Source organism: Serratia proteamaculans, assembly GCF_008830365.1.
Classification (GTDB): Bacteria; Pseudomonadota; Gammaproteobacteria; order Enterobacterales; family Enterobacteriaceae; genus Serratia; species Serratia proteamaculans.
This window is the reverse complement of the sequence record NZ_WBKI01000005.1, coordinates 109,613-132,563: the sequence shown is the minus strand read 5'-3', so window position 1 is coordinate 132,563 and position 22,951 is coordinate 109,613. Positions and strand designations below refer to the sequence as shown.

Annotated in this window: 18 protein-coding genes, 1 pseudogene and 1 riboswitch; of the genes and pseudogenes, 13 read left to right on the top strand and 6 right to left on the bottom strand. The window is 51.5% G+C overall.

What is annotated here, in order from left to right:
* Positions 1–3 precede the first annotated feature (3 nt).
* The 5 genes and pseudogenes from F8R23_RS18065 to F8R23_RS18045 all read left to right on the top strand — a co-directional run.
* Positions 4–151 (top strand): annotated as a pseudogene (locus F8R23_RS18065) (tyrosine-type recombinase/integrase); the annotation flags it as partial.
* Positions 152–493: 342 nt separating this feature from the next.
* Entirely contained in the window at positions 494–4,285 is a 3,792-nt protein-coding gene (locus F8R23_RS18060; RefSeq protein ID WP_151415873.1) for a hypothetical protein, read from the top strand.
* Between the two features lie 513 nt (positions 4,286–4,798).
* A complete protein-coding gene (locus F8R23_RS18055; protein WP_151415872.1) occupies positions 4,799–5,836 on the top strand; it encodes an SIR2 family protein in 1,038 nt (345 codons plus the stop codon).
* Positions 5,833–7,581, top strand: coding sequence for an ATP-binding protein (locus tag F8R23_RS18050; protein ID WP_151415871.1), 1,749 nt, complete (start codon positions 5,833–5,835; stop codon positions 7,579–7,581). Before F8R23_RS18055 ends, F8R23_RS18050 begins: the two co-directional genes overlap by 4 nt.
* Positions 7,582–7,895: 314 nt before the next feature.
* Positions 7,896–8,435 carry a GNAT family N-acetyltransferase gene (locus tag F8R23_RS18045; protein ID WP_151415870.1) on the top strand — a complete coding sequence of 180 codons (540 nt, stop codon included), beginning with the start codon at positions 7,896–7,898 and terminating at the stop codon, positions 8,433–8,435.
* Between the two features lie 11 nt (positions 8,436–8,446).
* On the opposite strand, the gene F8R23_RS18040 is transcribed toward F8R23_RS18045, so the two are convergent.
* Positions 8,447–8,821 (bottom strand): winged helix-turn-helix transcriptional regulator, encoded by a 375-nt coding sequence (locus tag F8R23_RS18040; RefSeq protein ID WP_129937388.1) that lies wholly within the window; start codon positions 8,819–8,821, stop codon positions 8,447–8,449.
* 126 nt (positions 8,822–8,947) lie between these two features.
* On the opposite strand from F8R23_RS18040, the gene F8R23_RS18035 reads away from it, so the two are divergent.
* Complete coding sequence (locus tag F8R23_RS18035; protein WP_151415869.1) at positions 8,948–9,781, top strand: enoyl-CoA hydratase/isomerase family protein; 834 nt, start codon at positions 8,948–8,950, stop codon at positions 9,779–9,781.
* A gap of 76 nt (positions 9,782–9,857) precedes the next feature.
* Here the strand turns inward: F8R23_RS18035 and F8R23_RS18030 are convergent, their stop codons facing one another.
* Together F8R23_RS18030 and F8R23_RS18025 are read right to left on the bottom strand one after the other, a co-directional pair.
* Positions 9,858–11,642, bottom strand: a complete 1,785-nt coding sequence (locus F8R23_RS18030) for a hybrid sensor histidine kinase/response regulator (protein WP_129937386.1) — start codon at positions 11,640–11,642, stop codon at positions 9,858–9,860.
* Positions 11,639–12,271: a response regulator transcription factor gene (locus F8R23_RS18025; RefSeq protein ID WP_129937385.1), complete on the bottom strand. Its 633-nt coding sequence runs from the start codon at positions 12,269–12,271 to the stop codon at positions 11,639–11,641. Before F8R23_RS18025 ends, F8R23_RS18030 begins: the two co-directional genes overlap by 4 nt.
* Positions 12,272–12,448: 177 nt before the next feature.
* Between F8R23_RS18025 and F8R23_RS18020 the strand changes: the two genes are divergently transcribed.
* Positions 12,449–12,763, top strand: a complete 315-nt coding sequence (locus F8R23_RS18020) for a lipoprotein (RefSeq protein WP_012146296.1) — start codon at positions 12,449–12,451, stop codon at positions 12,761–12,763.
* Positions 12,764–12,980: 217 nt separating this feature from the next.
* Complete coding sequence (locus tag F8R23_RS18015) at positions 12,981–15,986, top strand: autotransporter outer membrane beta-barrel domain-containing protein (protein ID WP_151415868.1); 3,006 nt, start codon at positions 12,981–12,983, stop codon at positions 15,984–15,986.
* 22 nt (positions 15,987–16,008) lie between these two features.
* Here the strand turns inward: F8R23_RS18015 and rluF are convergent, their stop codons facing one another.
* Positions 16,009–16,809, bottom strand: a complete 801-nt coding sequence (gene rluF, locus F8R23_RS18010; RefSeq protein WP_151415867.1) for a 23S rRNA pseudouridine(2604) synthase RluF — start codon at positions 16,807–16,809, stop codon at positions 16,009–16,011.
* 198 nt (positions 16,810–17,007) lie between these two features.
* Here rluF and F8R23_RS18005 point away from each other — a divergent pair, with 198 nt between their 5' ends.
* The gene (locus tag F8R23_RS18005; RefSeq protein ID WP_129936436.1) at positions 17,008–17,316 is read left to right on the top strand and encodes a YcgJ family protein; all 309 of its coding nucleotides are present in this window, start codon (positions 17,008–17,010) and stop codon (positions 17,314–17,316) included.
* 30 nt (positions 17,317–17,346) lie between these two features.
* On the opposite strand, the gene F8R23_RS18000 is transcribed toward F8R23_RS18005, so the two are convergent.
* Positions 17,347–17,796: a winged helix-turn-helix transcriptional regulator gene (locus tag F8R23_RS18000; protein ID WP_129936429.1), complete on the bottom strand. Its 450-nt coding sequence runs from the start codon at positions 17,794–17,796 to the stop codon at positions 17,347–17,349.
* Positions 17,797–17,891: 95 nt separating this feature from the next.
* On the opposite strand from F8R23_RS18000, the gene F8R23_RS17995 reads away from it, so the two are divergent.
* From F8R23_RS17995 to F8R23_RS17980, 4 genes are all read left to right on the top strand, one after another.
* A complete protein-coding gene (locus tag F8R23_RS17995; protein ID WP_129936428.1) occupies positions 17,892–19,127 on the top strand; it encodes an MFS transporter in 1,236 nt (411 codons plus the stop codon).
* Positions 19,128–19,243: 116 nt separating this feature from the next.
* Complete coding sequence (locus F8R23_RS17990; RefSeq protein WP_129936427.1) at positions 19,244–19,951, top strand: GntR family transcriptional regulator; 708 nt, start codon at positions 19,244–19,246, stop codon at positions 19,949–19,951.
* Between the two features lie 9 nt (positions 19,952–19,960).
* Positions 19,961–20,938, top strand: a complete 978-nt coding sequence (locus tag F8R23_RS17985) for a sugar phosphate isomerase/epimerase family protein (RefSeq protein ID WP_129938981.1) — start codon at positions 19,961–19,963, stop codon at positions 20,936–20,938.
* Between the two features lie 108 nt (positions 20,939–21,046).
* Positions 21,047–22,312, top strand: a complete 1,266-nt coding sequence (locus tag F8R23_RS17980; RefSeq protein WP_129936435.1) for an MFS transporter — start codon at positions 21,047–21,049, stop codon at positions 22,310–22,312.
* A 41-nt stretch (positions 22,313–22,353) separates the two neighbouring features.
* Here the strand turns inward: F8R23_RS17980 and F8R23_RS17975 are convergent, their stop codons facing one another.
* A complete protein-coding gene (locus F8R23_RS17975; protein ID WP_151415866.1) occupies positions 22,354–22,779 on the bottom strand; it encodes a GNAT family N-acetyltransferase in 426 nt (141 codons plus the stop codon).
* Positions 22,780–22,847: 68 nt separating this feature from the next.
* Positions 22,848–22,939: riboswitch (TPP riboswitch) on the top strand.
* Positions 22,940–22,951: the final 12 nt, after the last annotated feature.

Here is a 22,951-nt window from a genome sequence, read left to right as displayed (position 1 = left end):
AGTTATAACACTGATTGGATCGATAAGTTTCTCGCGCATGAACAGAAGGGAGTGAGGGCGGGCGGTCTACAACAAGGCTGAATATCGAGAGCGAAGAGCTACGATGCTGCAGGGCTGGGCAGATATCATTGATGAGTGGGTGGCTAAATAAATTAAATAAGAATTGTGTTACATAAGTAAGCGCCTTGCTTGTGCGATAGAACAATAATTTTAGCTGCTATAATTTCTGCGGGTATTTATCTTTGATTGTGTTATCTCATCTTTTAGCTGACATCTTTGTTAACGAGTGAAAAATTTGGTTTGAAAATCAGCTCAATGCTAGAAGTGAAAATTACAGACATCACGTTGTGTTAATTATTGGAAGTAGGTCAAACAGAAGGGAAATTTCGCAAGTATAATAACTGTCCTTATTATCATGAATTTCTTAATGAAAAAGGCCTCATAACGGCATACCTCTCATATGGGAATTCCTGAATCTAGAAGAAAAAATGCCATGGAAAACAAGAAACGTAATCAATCAGGTGCTGGATCACACGCGGGACGAGGGTTTCGATATCAGGATGCGGTAGGAGTATGGTTGGCGTTACGCTGTTGGAGACAGGATCTTCCCTATGGTCTTGTTATTCCTGAGGGACGAGATGATTACGAATTACATGGCATCACAGCTTCTTCACTTGTTCAAGTTAAGTCTCGTCGTGATCACATGGGGTCATTTCCGATTAGTGAGGTTGTGGGTTTTGTAAGGGCGCTCTGGAACCGGTATGAAGCATATCCTGATCCTGACAAAGATCTGAATCTGATCCTTGAACGCTCTGTGACACAGGGGCTAAAAACAGATTATGTCCTAACTGAGCATCCGGGTTTAGTTGACGCTCTGCGGGTAGACCCGCGCTGGAAATTACTATCGTCTCGTACCTACATCTGGATTGTTGCTGGACCTGCGGAACAAGCAATTGAAATTATCAGCGATACACTTCCCTGCGTACCAGTGGCCGCACAAGTTTACTACGGCGAATTGCTAAACCACATTGGTGGTTTGGCAGATTCTAATGGGATGGTTAAGAACGGAAGGCACGAAGGATTGGCTATATCTGATGTCGAAGCGATTTTTCGTCGAATGGAGCCTGTTCTTGATGTGGCAGGCATGGAAATGGCCCTTCGTGAAGGATATTGCGATTCTGTTGATTTTCTTACTATTGTAGACGAACCTGCATTTTATCTGGGAATGGATACACGACCAGCCCATCTTGCAGCAGGCCTCGTCGTGGAAAGACCTGAAGCGCGCAGTGCTGTTTTAGCTATACTGGCAACCCAAAGAGCCGCTCTGATCGTTGGGCAGTCGGGCACTGGGAAATCAGCGCTCATGTGGGAAACAGCCCGTATCAGCCGACATACAGTGCGTTGGTTTGAAATTACGCGTGGTGACAGTTTTGACGCTCATTTACTTATCCGTTTTGCCCGTTCATTGAGAGCTGCTTCTTCAGCGCCCGTTGGTTTTATTTTCGATGATGTGGGTAAAGGGAAAGCGGGTCTTTGGGATGGCTTGCTACGTGAAGCAAGAGCCGGAAGCGGCATTCTTCTGCTCGGTTCAATCAGAGAAGAAGACGTTTTCATGCTGACAACCCGGTCTCTCGCCGGAGAGGTTCGCCCAACTGCGGAAGAAGCTGTCGCTGAACGAATTTGGCAACAGCTTTCTCATCAGGGACAAACCACATGGGCTGGTTGGCGAGAGCCTTGGGCACAAAGTAATGGGCTTTTGCTTGAGTATACGCATATTCTTACTCGTGGCGAACGGCTTGAAATTGTTCTTGAGGAACAGATAGATTGTCGCCTTCGGGAGGCAAGGGATACTGAACTAGCTATTCTTCGCATTACCGCACTAGCTGGGGCGGCAGGGGCTATGGTTGATATTGGCCGATTATCTGAAGTTTTAGACCTCCCTCAGAGCAACCTTTCCAGAGCACTACGGCGGCTAATTGATGAGCATCTCATTTCCGAATCCCTGAATGGGCAGTTGGGAGGGCTACATCAGTTACGTTCTGCGACTATTCTCCGTCTCTGCCATAAGTATCCCCCACCAACACTTTTGCACACCATTACAGAAACAGTGTTTGTCGTTCACCACGCGAATCTGGATATCCTGGCGGTTTATGTCCTCATCCATTATCCAGAAGCTAAAGACGCTTTGATTAAGGCGATTGCGACCCGAATCGAACATGAGTGCGAACCTGCTACATTAGTTGCTGCGCTTTCAGGACTAGGACAGGCACATATCGAGATGACTTTACGAGACTGGCTCCCAGAAGTGCGAGCTCTGGGGCTGGAACCAACTCAAGTTACTGGTGTTGTTATGTTCGCTGTCGCTGATGCGGATCTTTCCTCTGATATTTTCCCAAAACGTATAAAAGATTCAATACGGTTGCTGCAAACTCGCTCCACTGACGATCCCCGTTTGGCTTTATTCAGTCAGCTTTCATTAGTTGCGGTTAAGCAGATAATTTCTGCGTCTGCGGTTCCAAATCTTCGGGGACTCTTGGGAGCTATATTGGGTATAGATATCCCGGCAAATATTCAACAGATTATTGCTGATATCAGACCTTGCTTTGATGGGCTGGACCTAATGCTAATTGCCGATCTACTGAGTGCGGTCCGCCTTATCGATCCAGATATTGCTATGGCATGGGCAAGTAGTAATACACCAGAGCGATTAATTGCGCGTATTCCATTTGAGATCCCTTGGGCTGGGAAAGTCAGTGTTGAAGCGGCGCCAGAAGGTCGGCTGTTGCGAAGTTCGATCTTCCATATCGCACATTCGGTCCAGACAGACATTCATAAAGACGTTGTACAACTTTGCACCATCCTGATTGGATTGGACCCAACAGCAGTAGTGGCTGCTGTCGATGCTGTTGCTGCGGGTGGTTTTCTCTCTGGTATTCCTGATTATCCTGTTGCAACAAAGCGCATCTCAAGAGAAAACCTGCCACCATCAGCATTACCTGAATGGAATAAACGATGGATAACGACTGCTGCCGGGCTAGTCGGTACAGAAAGCTATACGGATTATTTACAGAGGGCGCTCGTACTATTAAATAAACTCGTTCCGTTAGTCGAGAAGATTCTGGACGGAATCTTACGGAGCAAAGCTCCTTCATCTAAGCTTCTGGAACAACTTGGGGCCGTGCATGAGGCCACCCGGGAACTTACTCCACCAAAAGGAGGGGAGTTAATTGGGATAAATACAGAACTGCATGCCACTCCTGTTCAGAACATATTATTTTGTTGTTCAGCGGATATGATCCTGCGATTTATATCTCTGCCTGAGGGATATGCACCCTATATTGCGTGGCTGAAAGATCTGTTGAAAGACATAGAGAGAGGTAAGGATTATCCTTGGGATCTCGTGGGTGGGTACCCGGAAAAATCTTTTATGCGATTAAAGGAGCTGATCACGTCGCTGTGTCTTCTGTCAGCAGAAGCAGGTACTCAGGGAATAAAACCGACGCTGTTATGGCTAACTGAGGTTAAATCGGCTTTACGTGGAGGGGCATTGAGCAGCGCTGTCAGAGTGGTAATGCGTCAGTTCAATAAGCTAATGTCTGGCTATCTGTTGGAGATAGAGGGTAGGCTGAAAAATCTAGGGATTGAAACTGAACTCCATGCCCGCCCTGACTGGGAGCAACTTTTACCGTGGCCAACATCAGAGGTGCTGGCGATCGTGGAACTTGAATATCCAGAAGATTGGCTGCTATGGCTTGAAGAAAATGGAACGCATGTCCAGAGCGCAATTGGTGAGCATCGCCGTCTTTGGATTATTCCTCGTATTGCAGGGATTGTAGTATCCCGGCTCACCGTCAGCGCGACATTTAGTCTTTTTGCATCCCCATACGCGGTTGATGACTGGCTTGATGAATTAGATTTATATCGGCTTAACGATAAGCTGGTTCAGGCGGCACAGCCTGCATTGTCGCTTATCACTGAACTTGACGGATTACGCCATTTCAATCTTGGAACAGAAAGTCGCCCTCATCTGGAACAGTCTGTACGTCAGGAGGATGAGAAAGCACTGATGACTGCCTTACTGGAGTTTGAACAGGTGGCAGAAGGTACGCCAGTTCGAATGTTGCTCCGACAATTAAATGAAGAGTGTATTGCTGGACGGATGGATATAGCTAAGGGGGGGGTTGCTTTGTTGCATGGGCAACTGACTGCAGGCGGAGAAGCGTTGCTGGATCTGCAATTTACCTTACTAACACAGGATCTGGTAATTGCTTCGGCTCAAGCGTAAATATTGGCATCATCCTTCGAGCCTTGGAATTGACCTCTTTGTGACGACAGGAAATATCTACTTGTGTAGGGCAGGCTCGGCCACCAGCTCAGAAGTAAAAGGCCTGACCATTGAGATTCACAATGGTAGAAGCAATGTCTATACCGATCTTGAGTTCCCCTACGCCGAAGCGATGTATACCAAGGTGCAGCTTATTGTGGGACTCGATAGAGTGTTCCAGTCGCGACAATGGCCGCAAGGTCAAGCGGTAGTTGGGGCAGTTTCCGTACTTGCGTTCGTAATGCGAAGCCATTTTCATTCTTACCGAGTCGCGGACTTAGAACATTGGCTCAAACAGGCTAGCCGCGAAAGTTAAGCTACACCAGTATGATTACCGGCCGGTTTGGTGTCGGCAATTAGAAGTATGGGTATTGTGCCGAGCTGGAAGATTTGGCGGGCATGATTTCGTTGATGTCTATGGAGGCGTTGAAGCAATCTTCTTTTGCATAAGCGCAGCGACGAAGGTAGGAGTTAGTGGAACTAAGTGCGTTAAAAAAACTGTTGCAAGAACACCTTGGAGATGGGCTCGTTTTAATTATCGGTTCTGGGTTGTCCTGTGCAGAGGGCGTGCCCGGGATGGGGGCACTTGGGCACCACCTAGTCACCCATATTCCTGCTAGCCTTTCGCCTGACGACAATAAGCTTTGGGAAGAGATTTACCCGCTTATTGAGAGAGATGGTCTAGAGGCGGCTTTGCTGAAGTATGCCCCCTCACCATCCCTCGAAGCGGCCATTGTGCAGAGCACTGGTGAGTTCATTGCCACCGCTGAAGCCGATATTATCTCAGAGGTTTTTAATAAATCCAGGATGCTTCGACTAACCAAATTGATTCCGCATTTACTAAAGCCAGATGCGGGCATACCAATTGTGACGACAAACTATGATCGTCTTGCCGAACTCGCATGTGAGGAAGCCGGTTTAGGCGTTGACACCATGTTCTGTGGCCATTTTGCAGCGCGGCTTGAGCCACAGGATAGCTATTGGAGTTTTTGCCGCAGTGTGAAATTGGTGGGTAAGAACGTGCGCTACAATTTCGCGAAGAAGGCGAACATCTTTAAGCCGCATGGCAGCCTTGATTGGTATCATCGTGAGGGCAATCCGGTCCGCTACGCTGGGGCATTGCCGCTTCCTCGCCTTATCATCACCCCGGGATTGAACAAATTCCGGAGCGGATATGAGAGTCCTTTCGACAAACATCGAGAAAAGGCAAATGACGCGATCGACAAGGCACGCCGCTTCCTCATTATCGGTTACGGTTTCAATGATGATCATTTGGAAACCCATCTTACACCCCGTATCAAATCAGGTGTGAAAACGGTAATTTTAACTTTCGCGCTCTCTCCTAAAGCACGAGAGATAGCCGTAAAGAATAAGAACGTGATAGCTGCTGAGTTTTGCGAAGAGGCTGGAAGCTCAGGTGCATGCTTCATCGTTGGTGGAGCAGAGATATTCTACCCCGGTGTTGATTACTGGGATCTCGATGGATTTGTGAAGGGAGTTTTATCAGTATGACAAGCCCGGCGCTCGTGTTTATAGACAATGATCAAATTGGCCGTGTAGCTGGTGTTGATACCAGCCGCGTGGCTATCGACGTCACGAATTCTGAGATGCTGACACGTGTAGGCATCGGCCAGCTTATCGCTATCAAGGGGGCGACCCAAGCGGAATTCTTAATTGGAATGACAGACCGAGTTACACGCTCCCTTCGCGAAGAGCTTCCTGATCCCGCAGATGGTGAGTTTGGAACACTGACAGTCTCGCCATCTGATCACATGCAGGCTTTTGTTATCGGCACCTATCGGACGGTTGATGGCGATAAACCCGATGCTTTTAAGCGTGGAGCTGATAGTTTCCCTCAAATTGATAGGGAATGCTTCGTCATTGAAGGAGCCAATCTGCAACGTTTTATGGGCATCCTGGGTGCAGGTCTCTCGGACGACGAGCGTTTGAAACTCGGTACGTTCGTTGCCGACCGGAGCGCTGAAGCGATCGCAAGCGGTGACAAATTTTTTCAACGACATGCTGCAATTCTCGGCAGTACCGGGTCGGGCAAGAGTTGGGCAGTTGCGCTTATTCTTGAGAGGGCAGCCAAACTCAAGTTTCCCAACATAGTCGTGTTCGACATGCATGGCGAATACCAGCCGCTTGCGGATAAAAGCAAAGGCGGATTTGCACAGCGGTTTCGCATCGCGGGACCTAGTGACTTAGCTACGCCTAAGGATGATGCGTTGTTCCTCCCATACTGGCTGCTAAACCGCGACGAAATGCTGTCGATGGTTTTGGACCGTAGTGATCAGAATGCTCCCAACCAAGCTTCTCGCTTTACCCGCCACGTGCGTGAACTAAAGGGAATCACCCTCGATGATTCGGGTAAGGCCAAGGTTAAAGAGACCTTCACCGTCGATTCGCCGATCCCTTATGCCGTAGAGGACTTAGTCGCTCGTTTGAAGGTCGACAATACGGCGAAAGGGGTTGGGGCTAAAGGTGCCGCTGTAAAAGGCGAATGGGAAGATAAACTGACGCGTTTCATCTCCCGGCTCGAGGCAAAGCTTGATGATCGCCGATACGGTTTTATGTTTTCGCCTCCACCGGAGTCGTTGGATTACGGATGGCTCGCCAAGCAGATCGTGAAATTGCTTCGTGCCGACTCAAATAACGGCATTAAGATCATTGATTTCTCCGAGGTACCGGCTGATGTGCTTCCGGTTGTCACCGGGACACTTGCCCGTCTGCTTTATGACGTCCAGTTTTGGATGAGCGCGGATGCCCGCACACCGATCACATTGCTTTGTGATGAGGCGCACCTCTATCTACCAGTTAAGGATGACGCTGACGCCGTTCAACGACAGGCTCTATGGTCATTTGAGCGCATCGCTAAGGAAGGTCGGAAGTATGGCTTCTCTTTACTTGTAGTGAGCCAGAGGCCATCTGATGTCAGTCGCACGATTCTGTCTCAGTGCAATAATTTCCTAGCTCTCAGGTTGACGAACGACAGCGATCAGAATGTCATCAAGAGGCTTATGCCAGATTCTCTAGTTGGCTTGACGGCTATGCTTCCTCTGCTCGACACGGGCGAAGCCCTCCTGCTGGGTGATGCTGTACTTCTCCCGACGCGGATCAAACTGGATCAACCTCAAGTGAAGCCTGATAGCGCGACGCGAGACTTCTGGAGGGAGTGGGGTATGCTTATGCCTGACGAAAAACTACTTGAGGCTGCAGTCGAGTCTTTACGCAGTCAGTCGCGGGCTGATGGCTAGTACTTTCTCTTGCTCCATTTACCGGCAGGTCGGTGGAAATCGAAGCATGGTACTTATCATGGTATTGAGCTGGAGTGATTGCATTTATACCCATATTTTAATGGATTAATACGGTCGATTGATAATCGAGTGGGAATGATTTAGTGGCCGGTCTAGGCTGGCGCTAAATAACAGCAATCACATCTAATCCCGCGTAACTGCGGGATTTTTATGAAGTAAAAGTATTTTATGGAATTACCTGGCGTAAGTTCACAACGCATCTAAACCACAGTACCTTATATCTTTGCATCAGTGACTGGTTTGACGGAGGTGCTATGACGACATTGCCAATACGAATACCGCTACCCGACGAGCTTTACGCGTCTTTAAGGCCGCTGGGACCAGATGATGTTGATGCGTGGTCGGCATATTTGAGTAAACCTGGCGTCATTGAACATACCAGTTGGGGGGATGTCGGCCCGAGCAACCTCGAAAAGCTGGTTGCTGACTATGCCGAAGGCAAAGACTCGCTTCGTTGGGCCATTGTGGATCCGAGTGACAGTTTGCTCGGCACGGTGGGGTTGAACGAAATATCCCGCGATCATGGCCGGGCTGAAATTGCCTACGATCTTGACCCGAGCCACTGTGGCCGGGGCTTGGCGACGGAGGCGACGCGTGCCGTTATTCATTGGGCGCACACCGTTCTGGGCCTTCAGCGTGTTCAGGCTACGGTTCTTGATAGCAACATATTGTCCATTGCCGTCCTGGAGCGGGTGGGCATGCAGCGCGAAGGCTTAATCAGGCAATACCGCCGCGTGCGCGGGCAGGCCCGAGATTATTGGATGTACGCGGCCATTAATCGCACAGGGAATTGAGGCTGCCAACCTCAATTTTCATCCTGTTGGCTTTGTTCATCATATTTTCTCTGGCAGTCCTGTATCGTCTCCATATTCCCCAGCGTCCAATTAAACAGGATTGCAAACGGCTCCTGTAACGATTGGCCGAGCGGCGTCAGTGAATATTCGACGCCGAGCACTCGCCCATCCAACACCCTGCGTTTTACCATGCCGTTGCGTTCAAGCTTGCGCAGTGTCTGGGTCAGTACGCGTTGAGTGACGCCATCGAGGCGACGCTTGATTGCATTGAAGCGCCGTGGCTCACGCAGCACTTCCAGCACCATCATCGACCATTTATCCGCGATCTGGTCGAGAATGATTCGGCTTGGGCAGTCGGCCCGGTAGATAGGATCTGTCTCGTTCATAGGTATCCTCCAGCATCCCTGGGATGCTTAAAGTGCGTAATTGACCCTAGGTATGCAAAGTATACCATTCGGTGAACAGCACCCAAACCCGGTGCCACTTTCTTCCCCACCACCCAGGAAATTGACATGACAGATACAGATTTCGGCAGGCTGAGTATTTCCCATGACCATGGCGTATCGACGATCACGATCGACAATCCTCCGGTCAACGTGCTTGATGTGTCTTTGATGTCGGAGATCAGCCGCTTTCTTGTTGCTGTTCGTGACGATCTGAACACGCGAGTGTTGGTATTCCAGAGCGCGAATCCCGAATTTTTTATTGCTCATGTCGACATGACCTTAATCGATGAGCCGCACGCTTTCGATGAGCTTGCACGCCATGCTCCTGAAGACCTTAATCCGTTCCAGGCATTCGGTGAGCTTCTGCGGGAGCAGCCGCAGGTCACGATCGTCAAGCTTGCCGGGCTGGCACGCGGCGGGGGTGCCGAGTTTGTTGCGGCGGCCGACATGGCATTTGCCGCAGAAGGCCTGGCGGGGCTTGCCCAGTGTGAGGCCTTAATGGGTATCACGCCCGGCGGTGGCGCTACCCAGTATCTGGCCAGCCGGATGACGCGCGGTCGTGCGCTTGAAGTGATCCTGGGGGCTGATTTGATCGACGCCGCTACGGCGGAACGTTACGGATGGATCAATCGCGCATTACCTGCTGCCGAACTCGATGATTTCGTCGATCGGTTGGCTCGCAACATTGCGGCATTGCCCGAGGGCGTTATTGCTGCTGCCAAACAGGCGATGCCTGCACCAGATCTGCGAGAAGGCTTTTATCGTGAGCACGATGCCTGGGCTGGGCTGTTCGCACGGCCCGCAGCAGAAAAACTCATTCGGGGTGGGCTTAAGGCAGGTGCTCAGACCCGGGTTGGCGAGCGCAACCTTGAGGGTCTGCTGCGCGGCCTCGAGATCTAAAGGAATGCCACTCCTGAAATCGGACCCATGTGGAAACGAAATTCCGGCATGGGTTTACCGGTATAAAGCCTACCGGCTAACTGGCGGCTGCCCATTGCGACAGCAATGCATAGAGTTTCGCGGGTTCCAGCGGTTTTCGCAGTACCAGATAACCTTCCTGCTCGGCCTCTTGCAAAGTGGGTGAGTTAAATTCCCCGCTGACCATGGCACCGCTGGTATCCGGCAGGCGTTCAAACAGCGCTTTCAATATATCGAACCCGCTTTCGCCAGAGCGGAGCCGTTGATCGCAGAGTACGGCAAAGGGGCTGAAGCCTTCATCGATAATCGCAAATGCCTCCTCTGCGCAGGCCGCACAGCGTACTGTAAGGCCCCAGGTGCTCATCAAACTCGACCAGGCGGAAGTCACCAGTGGGTCATCGTCCACCACCAGGCAGGAACCGTACAGCGGTGCATAGCGGATGGGAGTGAGGGTATTTGAGTAACTGTTTGCGCTTTCTGGTAGCTCGCATTCGCCGTTGTAAAGGGCAAAGCGCATCCAGAAACGGGAACCCTTGCCTTCAACGGATTGCATGCCGTATTTCACCTTCATCAGTTTGGCGCAGCGTGCCACTACCGCCAGCCCTAATCCGTGGCCGGCACTATCGATTTTCCACGCCAGCTCAGGGCGATAATAGGGGGAAAAAACTTTGCCTTTCTCTTCGTCAGCGATGCCAACGCCGGTGTCCCAAACTTCAATTAAGCATTCCGCTCCCTGAGGGCGAATGGCTATCAGCGCGCCCCCTTTTTGCGTATAACGCAGTGCATTTTGTATCAGGTTAATCAGTGATTGCCTGATGAGTAATTGATCGCCCATCACATAAACTCGGCGCTTGGGCCGCCATGCCCGTAATGATAATGCCCGGCTGTTCGCCTCTTCGCGAAACAGGGTCATCACCGAGTCGAGCAACATTCCAATGTCCACATGGGTCGTTGCCGTGCTGACGTTGCCGGATTCAATCTTGCTGAGATCAAGTAAGGAATTAAACATAAGATGCACGGATCTTACGCTTTGCTGCAGATCCAATAGCTGGGGGATGAGCGTGACATCGCGGTTTTTATGGATGATGGCTTCGATCAAAAAACCCATGGCGTGCACCGGTTGCCGCAAATCATGACTGGCGGTAGTAAGAAATTGGTTTTTATCCAATAATGCCTGCTCTGCTTCCTCTTTGGCCTGCCTGAATTGCTCCGCAAGACGGGAGCTTTCCTCTTCGAGGCGGGCTTGCTGGATAAAGAATTTATGGGAACTCAATGCGTGGCGGTAGATGGCGAACCCATAAAGCAGGTTAAGCATCAGCACAATAAGCATGACATCGTTTAATCGCCAGATGATGCCAATATTCAGTATGCTCCAGCAGGAAAAGAAAAACAGGGTAAAGGTGCTAATGACTGGCGTTAAATGTGTTGCGTTGGCCGCAACGATAGCCGCGATACTGATGTTCAATAATAAGAAAAAGTCAAAATTGTTTATCTGTGGCGTGATTATATATAACGAAGAAATACCCAACCCATGAACGAAGGCAACTTTATTGATATGGGGTAGCCAGCGGCGAAGAATAACGTCTGCATCTTTTTTTATTGTTTCTTTCTTATAGCTGTGATGCCATAACCTGATGGCGACGGCGCAGAATAAATATAAGACTATCCAGAGGGTAATCGGCCATAAGTTTTCCCCCAGTAAATAAATCCAAATAGCGAAAGGAATACCAACAAAGGGCACTGCGCTGAAGCTAAATACCAAACGTATAAATGTATTGTCCAACAGACGGATTTGCGCACGGGGAGAAATACCATCATCTTGTAAAGATTGAAGTAACTTCATTGTAATGGCCCCGATCTGCCGTGGAGCAGAGTGATTGCTTCCACCCGACTATTCACACCTATTTTTTTCAGAATATTACTGATGTGCTCTTTAACTGTGGGTTCTGAAATTGAAAGTTGCGAGGCTATTCTTTTATTAGGAAAACCACGCAGCATCATGGCAAGCACTTCAACCTGTCGCGGTGTTAAATTTAAATGTTGCAAATGGTTTTGGACGGGAGTTACACCCATCGCATTATCCTGAGGAAACCATAGTCGATTTTCTGTGAGTGTGGCTACGGCTTTGGCAAATAATTCAGGAGATTCATTTTTAAGCACGAAGCCGTGACCACCGGCTGCTCGAACCTTTTGCCATATTTCATTGTTGTCGTCGCCACTGACCACCAGTAAGCGAATTTGCGCATAACGTTCATTCACCTCTTTGAGTAATTTAAGAGCCGTGCCATTGGATAGCCAAAAATCTATGACCATTAAACGAGGAGGGCCATTTAGCATAATGTGGCGATAGCAATGTTCTTCGTTGGTCGCCATGTGGACATGTTTAAATCGGCAATGCGTATTAAGAAAATTGGCGATGCCGCTTGCCACCAAAGGATGGTCATCAACGACCAGTGCATACTCCTGTCCCAAAGCTATCTCCTTCGTATAAACGTATCGGATGGTTCCGGTAATCTTTTATTATCCACCCTCCCTACTTTAGGAGGGTTTTTTCGTTTAGGAAAGAGAAATATATTATGCGGGGATTTGGATAAGGTAAAACATAGAGCCATTCAGCATTTGGATCTGTTTGGTTGAAAAGGATAATTTATGAAGAAACCATTTATCGCTCTGGCCGTTACTTTACTGGTCGCCGGTTGTTCAACGTTGAAAACCGATCAGGCAATACCTTTGCTGCAGGCGGAAACGGCTAAAATGCTGGGTCTGGGCTCATCAGACGAAATTACCGTGACCAATGTTAACGGCGCCCAGCCCGACGCACTGGGTGGACAAAAACTCACTTACCGCGCCACCACTGAAAAAGGGCGAATTTTCGACTGCTCTTCGATGATGATGCCAGGGTTTTTAGGATCTGCGCCATCGCTGACCGCCCCGAGCTGTACCCCGGTTGTCACGCATAAATAATCTCCTGTGGGCGTGAGCCGAGGGGGAAATCAGTATTGATCCGCAAGCCCAATAAGTTTGGCATCGAGGCGTTAGCGCTGGGGGGCAATAAGCTTGCGTCTCGATGGCAATCAGTTTGTGTTTGCGGCATTACGCACTCTATACCCTCTAATACATTGAATTTTTCATATAAATAATAATTTTGATGGCACTAAGTTAATTAGGCCGGAGAGAAAACATGAAAGATAAAATATCGCATCATTTAGCGGTAAGAAAACCGCTTTCCAAAATTTACCTCGCACTTTTTTCCGCGCCATTGCTATTGATGGGGTCTGCCGATATGGCTCGGGCCGCCGATGTTATATTCGATGGTGAATCCAAAGTGACAGAACCGTTAGCCTACAGCGGGAATGTTTACGTCGGTCGCAATCAAAGTGGAAACCTGTTGATAGATAATGGCCAGGTCGGCGGCTATAACATCAATATCGGCACCCGCTCAGATGGCAAAATTTATGAAAGCCTGGTCACGGTCAGAGGACCTAATGCGGTATTGAGTGCCATAAACGATCAAAATGTTCTGCGTGGCAGTTTAAACCTCGGCCAGGGGACATTGCGGGTTGAAGATGGCGGGCTGGCCAGTGCGAAAGAAATTATCGTCGGCACTACCGGAGGTTACGACAGCCATTTGAATGTTAAAGGTGCCGGTTCCAGGGTTACCAGCGACAGGCTTGGCATCGGTTTTGGGCAGGGTGCGCGTTCCACCTTGTTGATTGAAGATGGTGGGGTGGTGACAACCACGGCCGCCGCCAGAATAGACAGCGGATTCAAGCCTGATGAGGCCGACAAGCTGAATCCCAAAGCCACGGTGACGGGTAAAAACTCGCAGTGGAACATCAGCCAAATGCTCACGGCCAACGGCGATGTGGACGTGCTCAATGGCGGCGTGGTTAACGTCGGCAGCGCGGAAATTGCCGGCGTTTCTGGCTCGCGCAAAACTGCCGAGCTTTATATCGCTGGTGAAGGTTCGCGCTTTACCAGTGCCGGCAGCGTCAACGTGGGAGATTATGGCAACGGCGTGTTATCGGTGGTGGACGGCGGAACATTCTCCGCCGGGGCTAACGAGCTGCGGTTGGGCGATACCGGTTCCGGTTCGAACAGGGGCGCGCTAATCATCGGCAGCCGCGGCAACATGGATACCGGTACCGGCCTGACTGAACCCACGCTCGGTGCGGCGGGCGGCGCGGGTACTCTCGATGCCCAAACGGTGGTCAATCTGCGCGGTGGGTTATTCGGTAGCTATGTGTACTTTAACCATACCTCCGACAACTACGATTTCCGCAATAAGATGGTTGGCGAAGGTGAGGTGATCAACACCGCTGGGCAGACGACGCTGAGCGGGGATCTTACCCAGCTTAAGGCGAACGTAACCGCCCGTGGCGGTAAAATCATCATTAACAGCGATATTAATACGCAGCCAGAAGACAGTCCTTTCGACGTGCAGACCCTGAGTGCCGAGAATGGCGGTACGTTGATTCTTAATGCGACAGCCGGTTCTGACGTCAGCAATGGTCTGGGTTACAGCAGTGCTGCGTCAATCAAATCCGGCGGCACGCTGGGCGGCAATGGCACTTTAGGTCAGACAGAGATTCAGTCCGGTGGTCATATTTCACCCGGCGACGGAAATATTGGCACTCTGACGCTGAAACGCTATCTGAATTTCATTGGTGAATCTTTCTACGACGTCGATATCGCCGGTGATGGCAGTAGTGACAAACTGGTGGTTACGGGTAAAACCACCATCAGCGATCAAGCGAAGGTACAGGTGACTGCGCTGGACCCGCAAACCAGCTATCAGACCGGCCAAAGCTATCGTATTTTAACCTCGGAAGGGGGAATTGACGGGCAGTTCGCCGAAGCGGTCTCAAAATCTGCGTTCCTGGATGTTGCGCTTAAACACGATGCTAACGCCGTGGATTTGACGATTGCGCAGAAAGGCGGCGGTGAAAATCCGGGTGGTGAGAATCCGGGCGGCGAAAATCCGGGTGGTGAGAACCCAGGCGGTGAAAATCCGGGTGGTGAGAACCCAGGCGGCGAGAATCCGGGAGAAGGCAGCGGTAAACCAGGTATTTTCCAGACGGTGACACAAACCGACAACCAATGGAATACCGCGGGTGCGCTCTCGACTCTGGCGCAAGGCGGCCCTTCATTGGCCCTGTACAACTCACTGTTGTTATTGAGTGCGCCGGAGGCACGCGAGGCGTTCAATCAGCTTTCTGGTGAGGTCTATCCCTCCATGCAATCTAACCTGATTGCCGGCAGCACCATGCTGTTCAATGTGCTCAATCAGCGTATGTTGCGCGCTTTTGATAACGATACGTTGCCCATTCCGCCATTGGCGATGACGCTGGTTCAACCGGCGCAGGCCGAAAACAGTGGCGTGTGGGGGCAGACGTTTGGCTCATGGGCAAGAAACAGCGGTAACGACAACGTCGGAAAACTCGATGGCAACACCAGCGGTTTCCTGCTGGGGGGAGACCATAAATTAGCGGATAGCAGTGTTCGCGTTGGGGGATATTTTGGTTATAGCCGCGGTGATTATGATGTCGATAGCCGCCGCTCCAAGTCCGACAGCGATAATTATCACCTCGGTCTGTATGCCGCAGGGCAGCAAGGCGCCTTCTCGTTACGTGGCGCGTTGGGTTACACCTGGCACCGGTTGGAAAATGAGCGCAACGTTAATTTCGGTAATTACTCGGATCGGCTTAAGGCAGACTATGATGCCGATTCGCTGCTGGCGTTCACCGAAGCGGGCTACCGTTTTGGGCAGACGGACGCGAACGTTGAGCCCTTTGTCAATCTGAGCTACATCCGCCTGCATACCGATAATTTCCAGGAAAATGGCGGTGCCGCAGCGCTTAGCGTACGCAATGAAACGATGAATACCTTCTATTCCACGTTGGGCGTGCGCGGTACGGTTGAACTGCCGCAGAACGTCAGTCTTTACGGCTCATTGGGTTGGCAACATGCCTACGGTGATAAAACCACCTCTTCACGTATGGCCTTTGCCGGCAGCGATGCGTTTACCACGCAGGGCACCGCGGTCGATGACAACCTGATGGTGGCGGACGTTGGGGTGAGCGTGAAGCTGTCGCGATCCACTAGCCTGGATCTCGGCTATCAGGGGCAATACGGTTCTGATACCCAGGTTAATGCCGTTAATGCCAACATCCGATGGTCATTCTGATTTCTTGATAAATTCGGTTTTGTTATAACGGGGTATCGTTGGGCAACAGATTATTGTTGCCTGGCGGTATCTCGATTCTTTGCGGCAGGTCTGGGTCCTCAGACGAAGAGTGCTCAAGCAGTTTAAATAACGCGGTTCGTTCATCCTCGCTCAAGTCCCGCCATTCGCCCAGCGCTAACCCTTCCAGACTGATGTTCATGATGCGCACGCGCTCAAGTCGGGTGACTTGATAACCGAAGTATTTACACATGCGGCGGATTTGGCGGTTAAGTCCCTGCACCAGCGTAATGCGAAACACCTGCGGAGCTTCTTGCTCCACCTGACATTTATGGGTCACTTTGCCTAATATCGGCACGCCCGCCCCCATGCCCTGAATGAACTCATCGGTCAGCGGTTTGTCGACGGTGACCAGGTACTCTTTTTGGTGATTATTGCCGGCGCGCAGGATCTTATTGACCAGTTCACCGCGGTTGGTCAGAAAAATCAGCCCCTGAGAATCTTTATCCAGGCGGCCGACGGGGAAGGTGCGCTGGCTGTGGTTAACGAAATCACCGATGTTGTTCGGCACGTGTTTGCCCATGCTGGTGATGATGCCCACAGGCTTATTCAGCGCGATCAGCACCAAATCTGCATCATTACGCGGCTCTATCCGTTGCCCGTTAACACTCACAACATCCCCAATAAATACCGGCGCACCCACCTCGGCCAGGTTATCGTTGATAAAAACCTTACCCAGTTTGATATAGCGATCGGCCTGACGGCGGGAACAGATACCGCTGTCGCTAATGTATTTATTCAGGCGAATGGATGATTGAGTTGGCATGGTGTCCCCGTAAAACGCGGACTATACATCACCCGGGGGGCATTGCGAAGATTGCTTAAAATTGCACATCGTCAAAGGCCTGTTTTTCATGGCAGTATAGTGCTCCAAATAACGGGCGCTCTGCCATTAAACGAGGCTGACTCATTGAATAAAATAGCACTTTCGTTCTCACTGACCCTGCTGCTTGCCGCATCCGTGATGCCTGCACAGGCGAAGCAAAACTCATCCCTCAAGTCACCGGCATCAGGCGTGTTGTGCGACCGTTATGTTTGTGCGAATGGTACCGATGGCATTTCCCGCCCATTGACCGAAAAGTATCTCGGCAAGAAAGTCGCCAGCAAACTGTCTTCGCAAGGTGACTTCGACCCGACCGAATTCACCTTTGCCAATGGCATTTTCTGCGATGTCAAAGAGCGACTGTGCCGCGAGGATCGCTACTACGGCGAAGGCGGTAAACGCACCGGCGCCGTTTCCAAGAAATACACCGAGCTGCTTTTCGGCCACTAATAGCCCAGCATGCACCCGTCCAAGGATCCGTCAGGCCCCGTCGACCTTCACCACCAAAGTATTCAGCGGCGTAAGAACCTGCCCGGTGCTGCCGGTCGGCGTCATACGTGGGATCGGTTGGCGGGTGTCGCTTTCTACCAGCGTTGATCTTGCCTCTTGTGCGTCAAACAGATAATCCTCCCCCCACTGGCGCAGGCCGACGATAACCGGGAACAGGGCGCGCCCCTTGTCGGTGAGAATATATTCCTGATAGGCACTGCCGTCCGAAGCGGGGGCAATCTCCAAAATGCCGTGCGCCACCAGGGTACGTAGCCGGGTAGAGAGGATATTCTTCGCCATCCCCAGCCCCTTTTGAAACTCACTGAAGCGGCGCACGCCGTCGAAGGCGTCGCGCACAATCAGCAGCGACCACCAGTCACCAATCACATCCAGCGTACGTGCCACCGGGCACAGTGCATCTTCCAGACTTTTACGTTTCATGGCTTTCCATTCCTGTAGCGATATCTGGTTGCATTATAAAACCTCCGTGCGTAAAGTTCATTGGGTTTAATAATGAAACCACTTTGGAGCGAACGATGAGTGATAAAACGCTGGATCCGATTTGTGCCGCGCAGGGCGGAGCGCTGAGTCGCCTGCCTGCGTCGCTGGTGTTATTGCTGGCGGGGGCCAGTGCCTTTAGCGTGGCGAATGTGTATTACGCTCAACCTTTACTGGACGCCATTGCTCAGGATTTTCATATCAGCCTGGCGTCGGTGGGCATGGTGATCACCGTCACTCAGTTAGGCTGCGCATTGGCATTGTTGCTGGTGGTGCCGTTGGGCGATCGGGTTAATCGTCACCGGCTGCTGGCGGTTCAGCAACTGCTGCTGATTACCGCACTTTGTGTGGTCGGTTGGGCGAACAGCAGCCTGCTATTACTGGTCGGCATGCTGCTGGTGGGGTTACTGGGTACCGCCATGACCCAGGGATTGGTCGCCTTCGCCGCTACATTGGCAGCGCCGCATGAGCGGGGACGGGTAGTGGGCGCTGCGCAAGGCGGTGTGGTGCTGGGGTTGTTATTGGCGCGCACGCTTTCCGGCGCAATGGCGGATATCGGCGGCTGGCGCGCGGTTTACTTTTTCTCTGCGGCGGTAACTCTGCTCCTGTTGCCGGTGCTTGCGCGTCTGTTGCCCGTCCCCCAAACAGCGCCTTCAACACTCAGTTATCCGGCGCTGTTGCGATCAATGCTGACGTTGCTGTGGCGCGATCGCACGCTGCAGATCCGCGGCATGCTGGCGCTGCTGATGTTTGCGGCTTTCAGCATTTTCTGGAGTGCACTGGTTCTGCCACTCAGTCAGGCGCCGTTTAATTTTTCACATTCGGTGATTGGTGCCTTTGGTTTGGTGGGGGCGGTGGGTGCACTGGCGGCGGTACGGGCTGGACACCTGGCCGATCGCGGTTTGGGGCAGGTGGCGAGTGGGGTTTGCTTGCTGTTGCTGGTGTTGGCCTGGTTACCACTCGGCATGCTGAGTTACGGGCTGGGATGGTTGATTATGGGCATAGTGCTGCTCGATCTGGCGGGGCAGGCCATTCATGTGCTGAATCAGAGCCTGATTTTCAGCGCACATCCGCAGGCCCACAGCCGGTTAGTTGGCTGCTATATGCTGTTTTACGCGGTGGGCAGTGGGCTGGGTGCCTTTGCCAGCACCCACGTATTTGCCCTGGCGGGCTGGTCTGGCGTGTGCTGGCTGGGTGCGGGTGTCAGCCTGATCGCCCTGTTGTTCTGGGGGCTGACGCTGCGTGCGATGCCAGCCTCAGACAGGATGGATTAACCGGCATCCTTTCGGTTCTGGGACAGGAGTCACATATAAAATTCAGTACCCCCATTGTTTGTCATAATTCACCGCGATACTGTTGTGCAATCTGGTTTAAACCAATTGAGTGAGCTATGGAAAACAACTCCACCGTTGAACTGGCCAAGCAAAGGCTTAATGATTGGCTGAGTCAGGGCGCGATAGCCCCCGGTGACAAGCTTCCTTCGGAGCGAGAACTGGGGGAATTGCTGAACATTAAGCGCATGACGCTACGTCAGGCGTTGCTGTTCCTGGAAAGCGAGTCGAGAATATTCCGCAAGGATCGCCGGGGCTGGTTTGCGGCATTGCCGCGGTTTAACTACAACCCCAACTCGTCTACCAGCTTCAAACAGGCGGCCATCGAGCAGGGGCGCTTTCCTTCCTGGGGCTATATGACCAAGGAGCGGGTCTTGACGGCACCGGCGGCTATTGGCGATTTACTGCAGGTGAGTGAAGGGGCAGAGATCTACCAGATCTGTGGCTGGGGGGCACTGGATAATCACATCGTGTTTTATCACGAAACCTATATCAATCCGCTGGTGGCTCCCGATTTTATCAAACGTCTGGGTGAAAACTCATTTGCCGAAGTGTGGGAACACGCCTACGGCACCCCGACTGGTACCCGTCATTTGGCCTTTAAACCTACCCGATTATCCGGCGATGCCTGCAAGGTGATGGGCGGCAACGCCAGCACGCCGTCGATTCTGGTAGAGAAGCATCGTGCCGATGCCCAACGCCGTATCGTACAGGTGGATATCGAATACTGGCGCTTCGAGTCGGTGGATTTTTTCATTAACTTATAGGTGAACACCATGGATCGCTTAACGGCGGAGAAAGTCCTTCTGCGGGCGCAGAATTTGCCCCTTTATCTGCATGCCTACGCCTTTCATCTCAATATGCGCATGGAGAAAATCCTGCCTGAGGATCTGCTGATTATTGCCCATCAGCAGCAGCTGCGCGGTGTGAAAGTGCATGTATTGGATGGGGAAAGTCAGGCGCTTTGCCACGCCGATGATGCCCGCCTGCGCAACTTTGGTGCGCAGGCGCAGCGCTATGGGCTGGATATTCATATCGAAACCAGCGCCTCCGACTCGCAGACCATCGATCAGGCGGTGAATATTGCCCTTAAATCCGGTGCCAGTTCGGTGCGCTTTTATCCGCGCTATCAGGGGCCATTGCAGGAGGTGTTGACGCGTATCGCGGCCGATATTCAGTATATCAAGCAGCGTTACCAGCACTCGGGCCTGAGTTTTACACTGGAACAGCACGAAGATCTCAAGAGCCATGAACTGGTTAGCCTGGTTCGGGCGGCGGAGTTTCCTCAACTTTCCCTGTTGTTCGATTTCGCCAACATGATTAACGCCAACGAAGATCCACTGTCGGCATTGGCGATAATGGCCGGGGAAATCACTCAGGTGCATATCAAGGATGCGCTGATTGTGCGTGAGAAGAAGGGCATGGGGCACCGTGCCTGTATTTCCGGGCAGGGGGACTTACCCTTCCGCGAACTGTTGTTGGGGCTAATTTGTTTGGGCGACGAGCGGCCGCAGGTCACCGCTTATGGGCTGGAAGAAGAAGTGGATTATTACGCGCCGCCGTTTCGTTTCACCGATGAGGGCGATAACCCGCCTATCCCATGGCGCGAAATGAGTGAAACCGCGTTACCGGAGCAAGGGTTGGAAGAACGACTAAAAAAAGAGTCTCAGGATGCTTTAAATCAAATCCACCATGTTCGCACCATTATTAACAGTTTGACGCAGCAAGCCCGGGAACTGCTAACCCCGGCATAATATAATAACGAAATTTATAAATTACCTATTCTCGCTGATGTGGAGGTGTGCTCGTCCCATCACCGAGGTCACAACACCGCTTAATTATCTATTGGCTGTGAGGGAATGATGCTGACTAAAAAAAGATGGGCGCTATTTAGCTTGTTGGTCTTATGTGGTGGGACAATATATAAATTGCCCTCCCTTAAGGATGCTTTTTATGTGCCGATGCAAGAATATTTCCACCTGAGTAACGGAGAAATTGGTAACGCCATGTCGGTCAACTCGATTGTGACCACTATTGGCTTCTTCTTATCGATTTATTTTTCCGATCGTCTGCCGCGCCGTTTTACCATGTCGTTTTCACTGATCGCTACCGGTTTACTCGGTATTTACCTGTCCAGCATGCCGGGTTACTGGGGCATTCTGTTTGTCTGGGCCCTGTTTGGCGTCACCTGCGATATGCTGAACTGGCCGGTACTGCTCAAATCGGTGAGTATGCTGGGGGATAATACCCAGCAGGGGCGGCTGTTCGGCTTTTTCGAAACCGGGCGTGGCGTGGTGGATACCGTGGTGGCGTTTTCCGCACTGGCGTTGTTTACCGCTTTTGGCAGCGGCTACCTTGGTTTCAAAGTTGGGATACTGTTTTATTCAGCGATCGCCATTATCGTAGGGATTATTATTCTGTTGGTGATGAAGGAAAGCCCGGAGGAGAAAATACCATCGAAAAGCGCATTGCCGGTTGATAAAAAACCGGGCATGAGCAGCGTATTAAAAAATAAAACGGTCTGGCTGATTGCCTTCAGCGTTTTCTGTGTTTACGCGGTGTATTGTGGGCTGACGTTCTTTATTCCTTTCCTGAGCCATGTCTATGCATTACCGATTGCACTGGTTGGGGCCTACGGGATCATTAATCAGTATTGCCTAAAAATGGTGGGTGGACCTATTGGCGGGTTGATTGCGGACAAAGTATTAAAATCCCCCAGCAAATATTTATTCTACACCTTTATTATCAGCGCCATTGCGCTGGCATTATTGATCCTGTTGCCGCATGAGCAAATGCCGGTCTATCTGGGCATGGCCTGTACGCTGGGATTTGGTGCGGTAGTCTTTACCCAACGTGCAGTGTTCTTCGCACCGATCGGTGAGGCGGGGATTGATGAGGAACACACCGGTGCGGCGATGGCGTTGGGTAGTTTTATCGGCTATGCCCCGGCGATGTTTTGCTTCAGCCTGTACGGCCATATTCTCGATGCCTTCCCCGGACTAACCGGCTACAAGATTGTCTTCGGCCTGATGGGCATGTTTGCCTGTGCCGGGATAATCGTGTCGGGGCTGCTGGTTAGAAATATCCGCGCACGCGGCAAATTGACCCCGGCGGTTTCTGCCGCCTGATTTGGGGACTATGGATGGGCACGGTACAGCATGCCGTGCCCTTACTTGGTCGGCGAGTGCATCAGGTAATAGTCTTCCGCGCCGTCATTGCCGGTGGCGATCGTCCGCCACCCGTGTTTGTGGTAAAAGGCCAGCGCCTTCTCATTCTTGACCAGGCATTTCAGCGAGCCGGTGGCAGTGAAGGTTTGCTCCGCCGCCTGCAGCAGGGCGCTACCGACGCCCAGGGGCGGCAGCTGAGGGTCGATATACAGATTGTGAATAAAGTTATCCTGACGATAAATCGAGACGAACCCCAGTCGCTTGCCGTTTTCTTCCGCCACCCAAATATCCTCGCCCAGCGTCGAGCGATCGAAATCTTCCAGTCGGTAATCTGTGGTATCACGCCAGGGGAACGCCGCTTTGCGTGATGCCAGATACAGGGTGCGCAGGAACGGACGGTCGGCCTCCTGGTATTTTCTTATTTGCATGGTGGCTCCTTTTTATTTTTTGACACTATAGCGCGATTGACCTCACCGGCGGCAACCCCAATAATGGCCGTCTTGACTCGGGGTGCCTCTAGGGGCTGAGATTTTACCCGTATTACCTGATCTGGATTATGCCAGCGTAGGGAAGTCTCGGTGCCCCCACCGGTACCCGCCT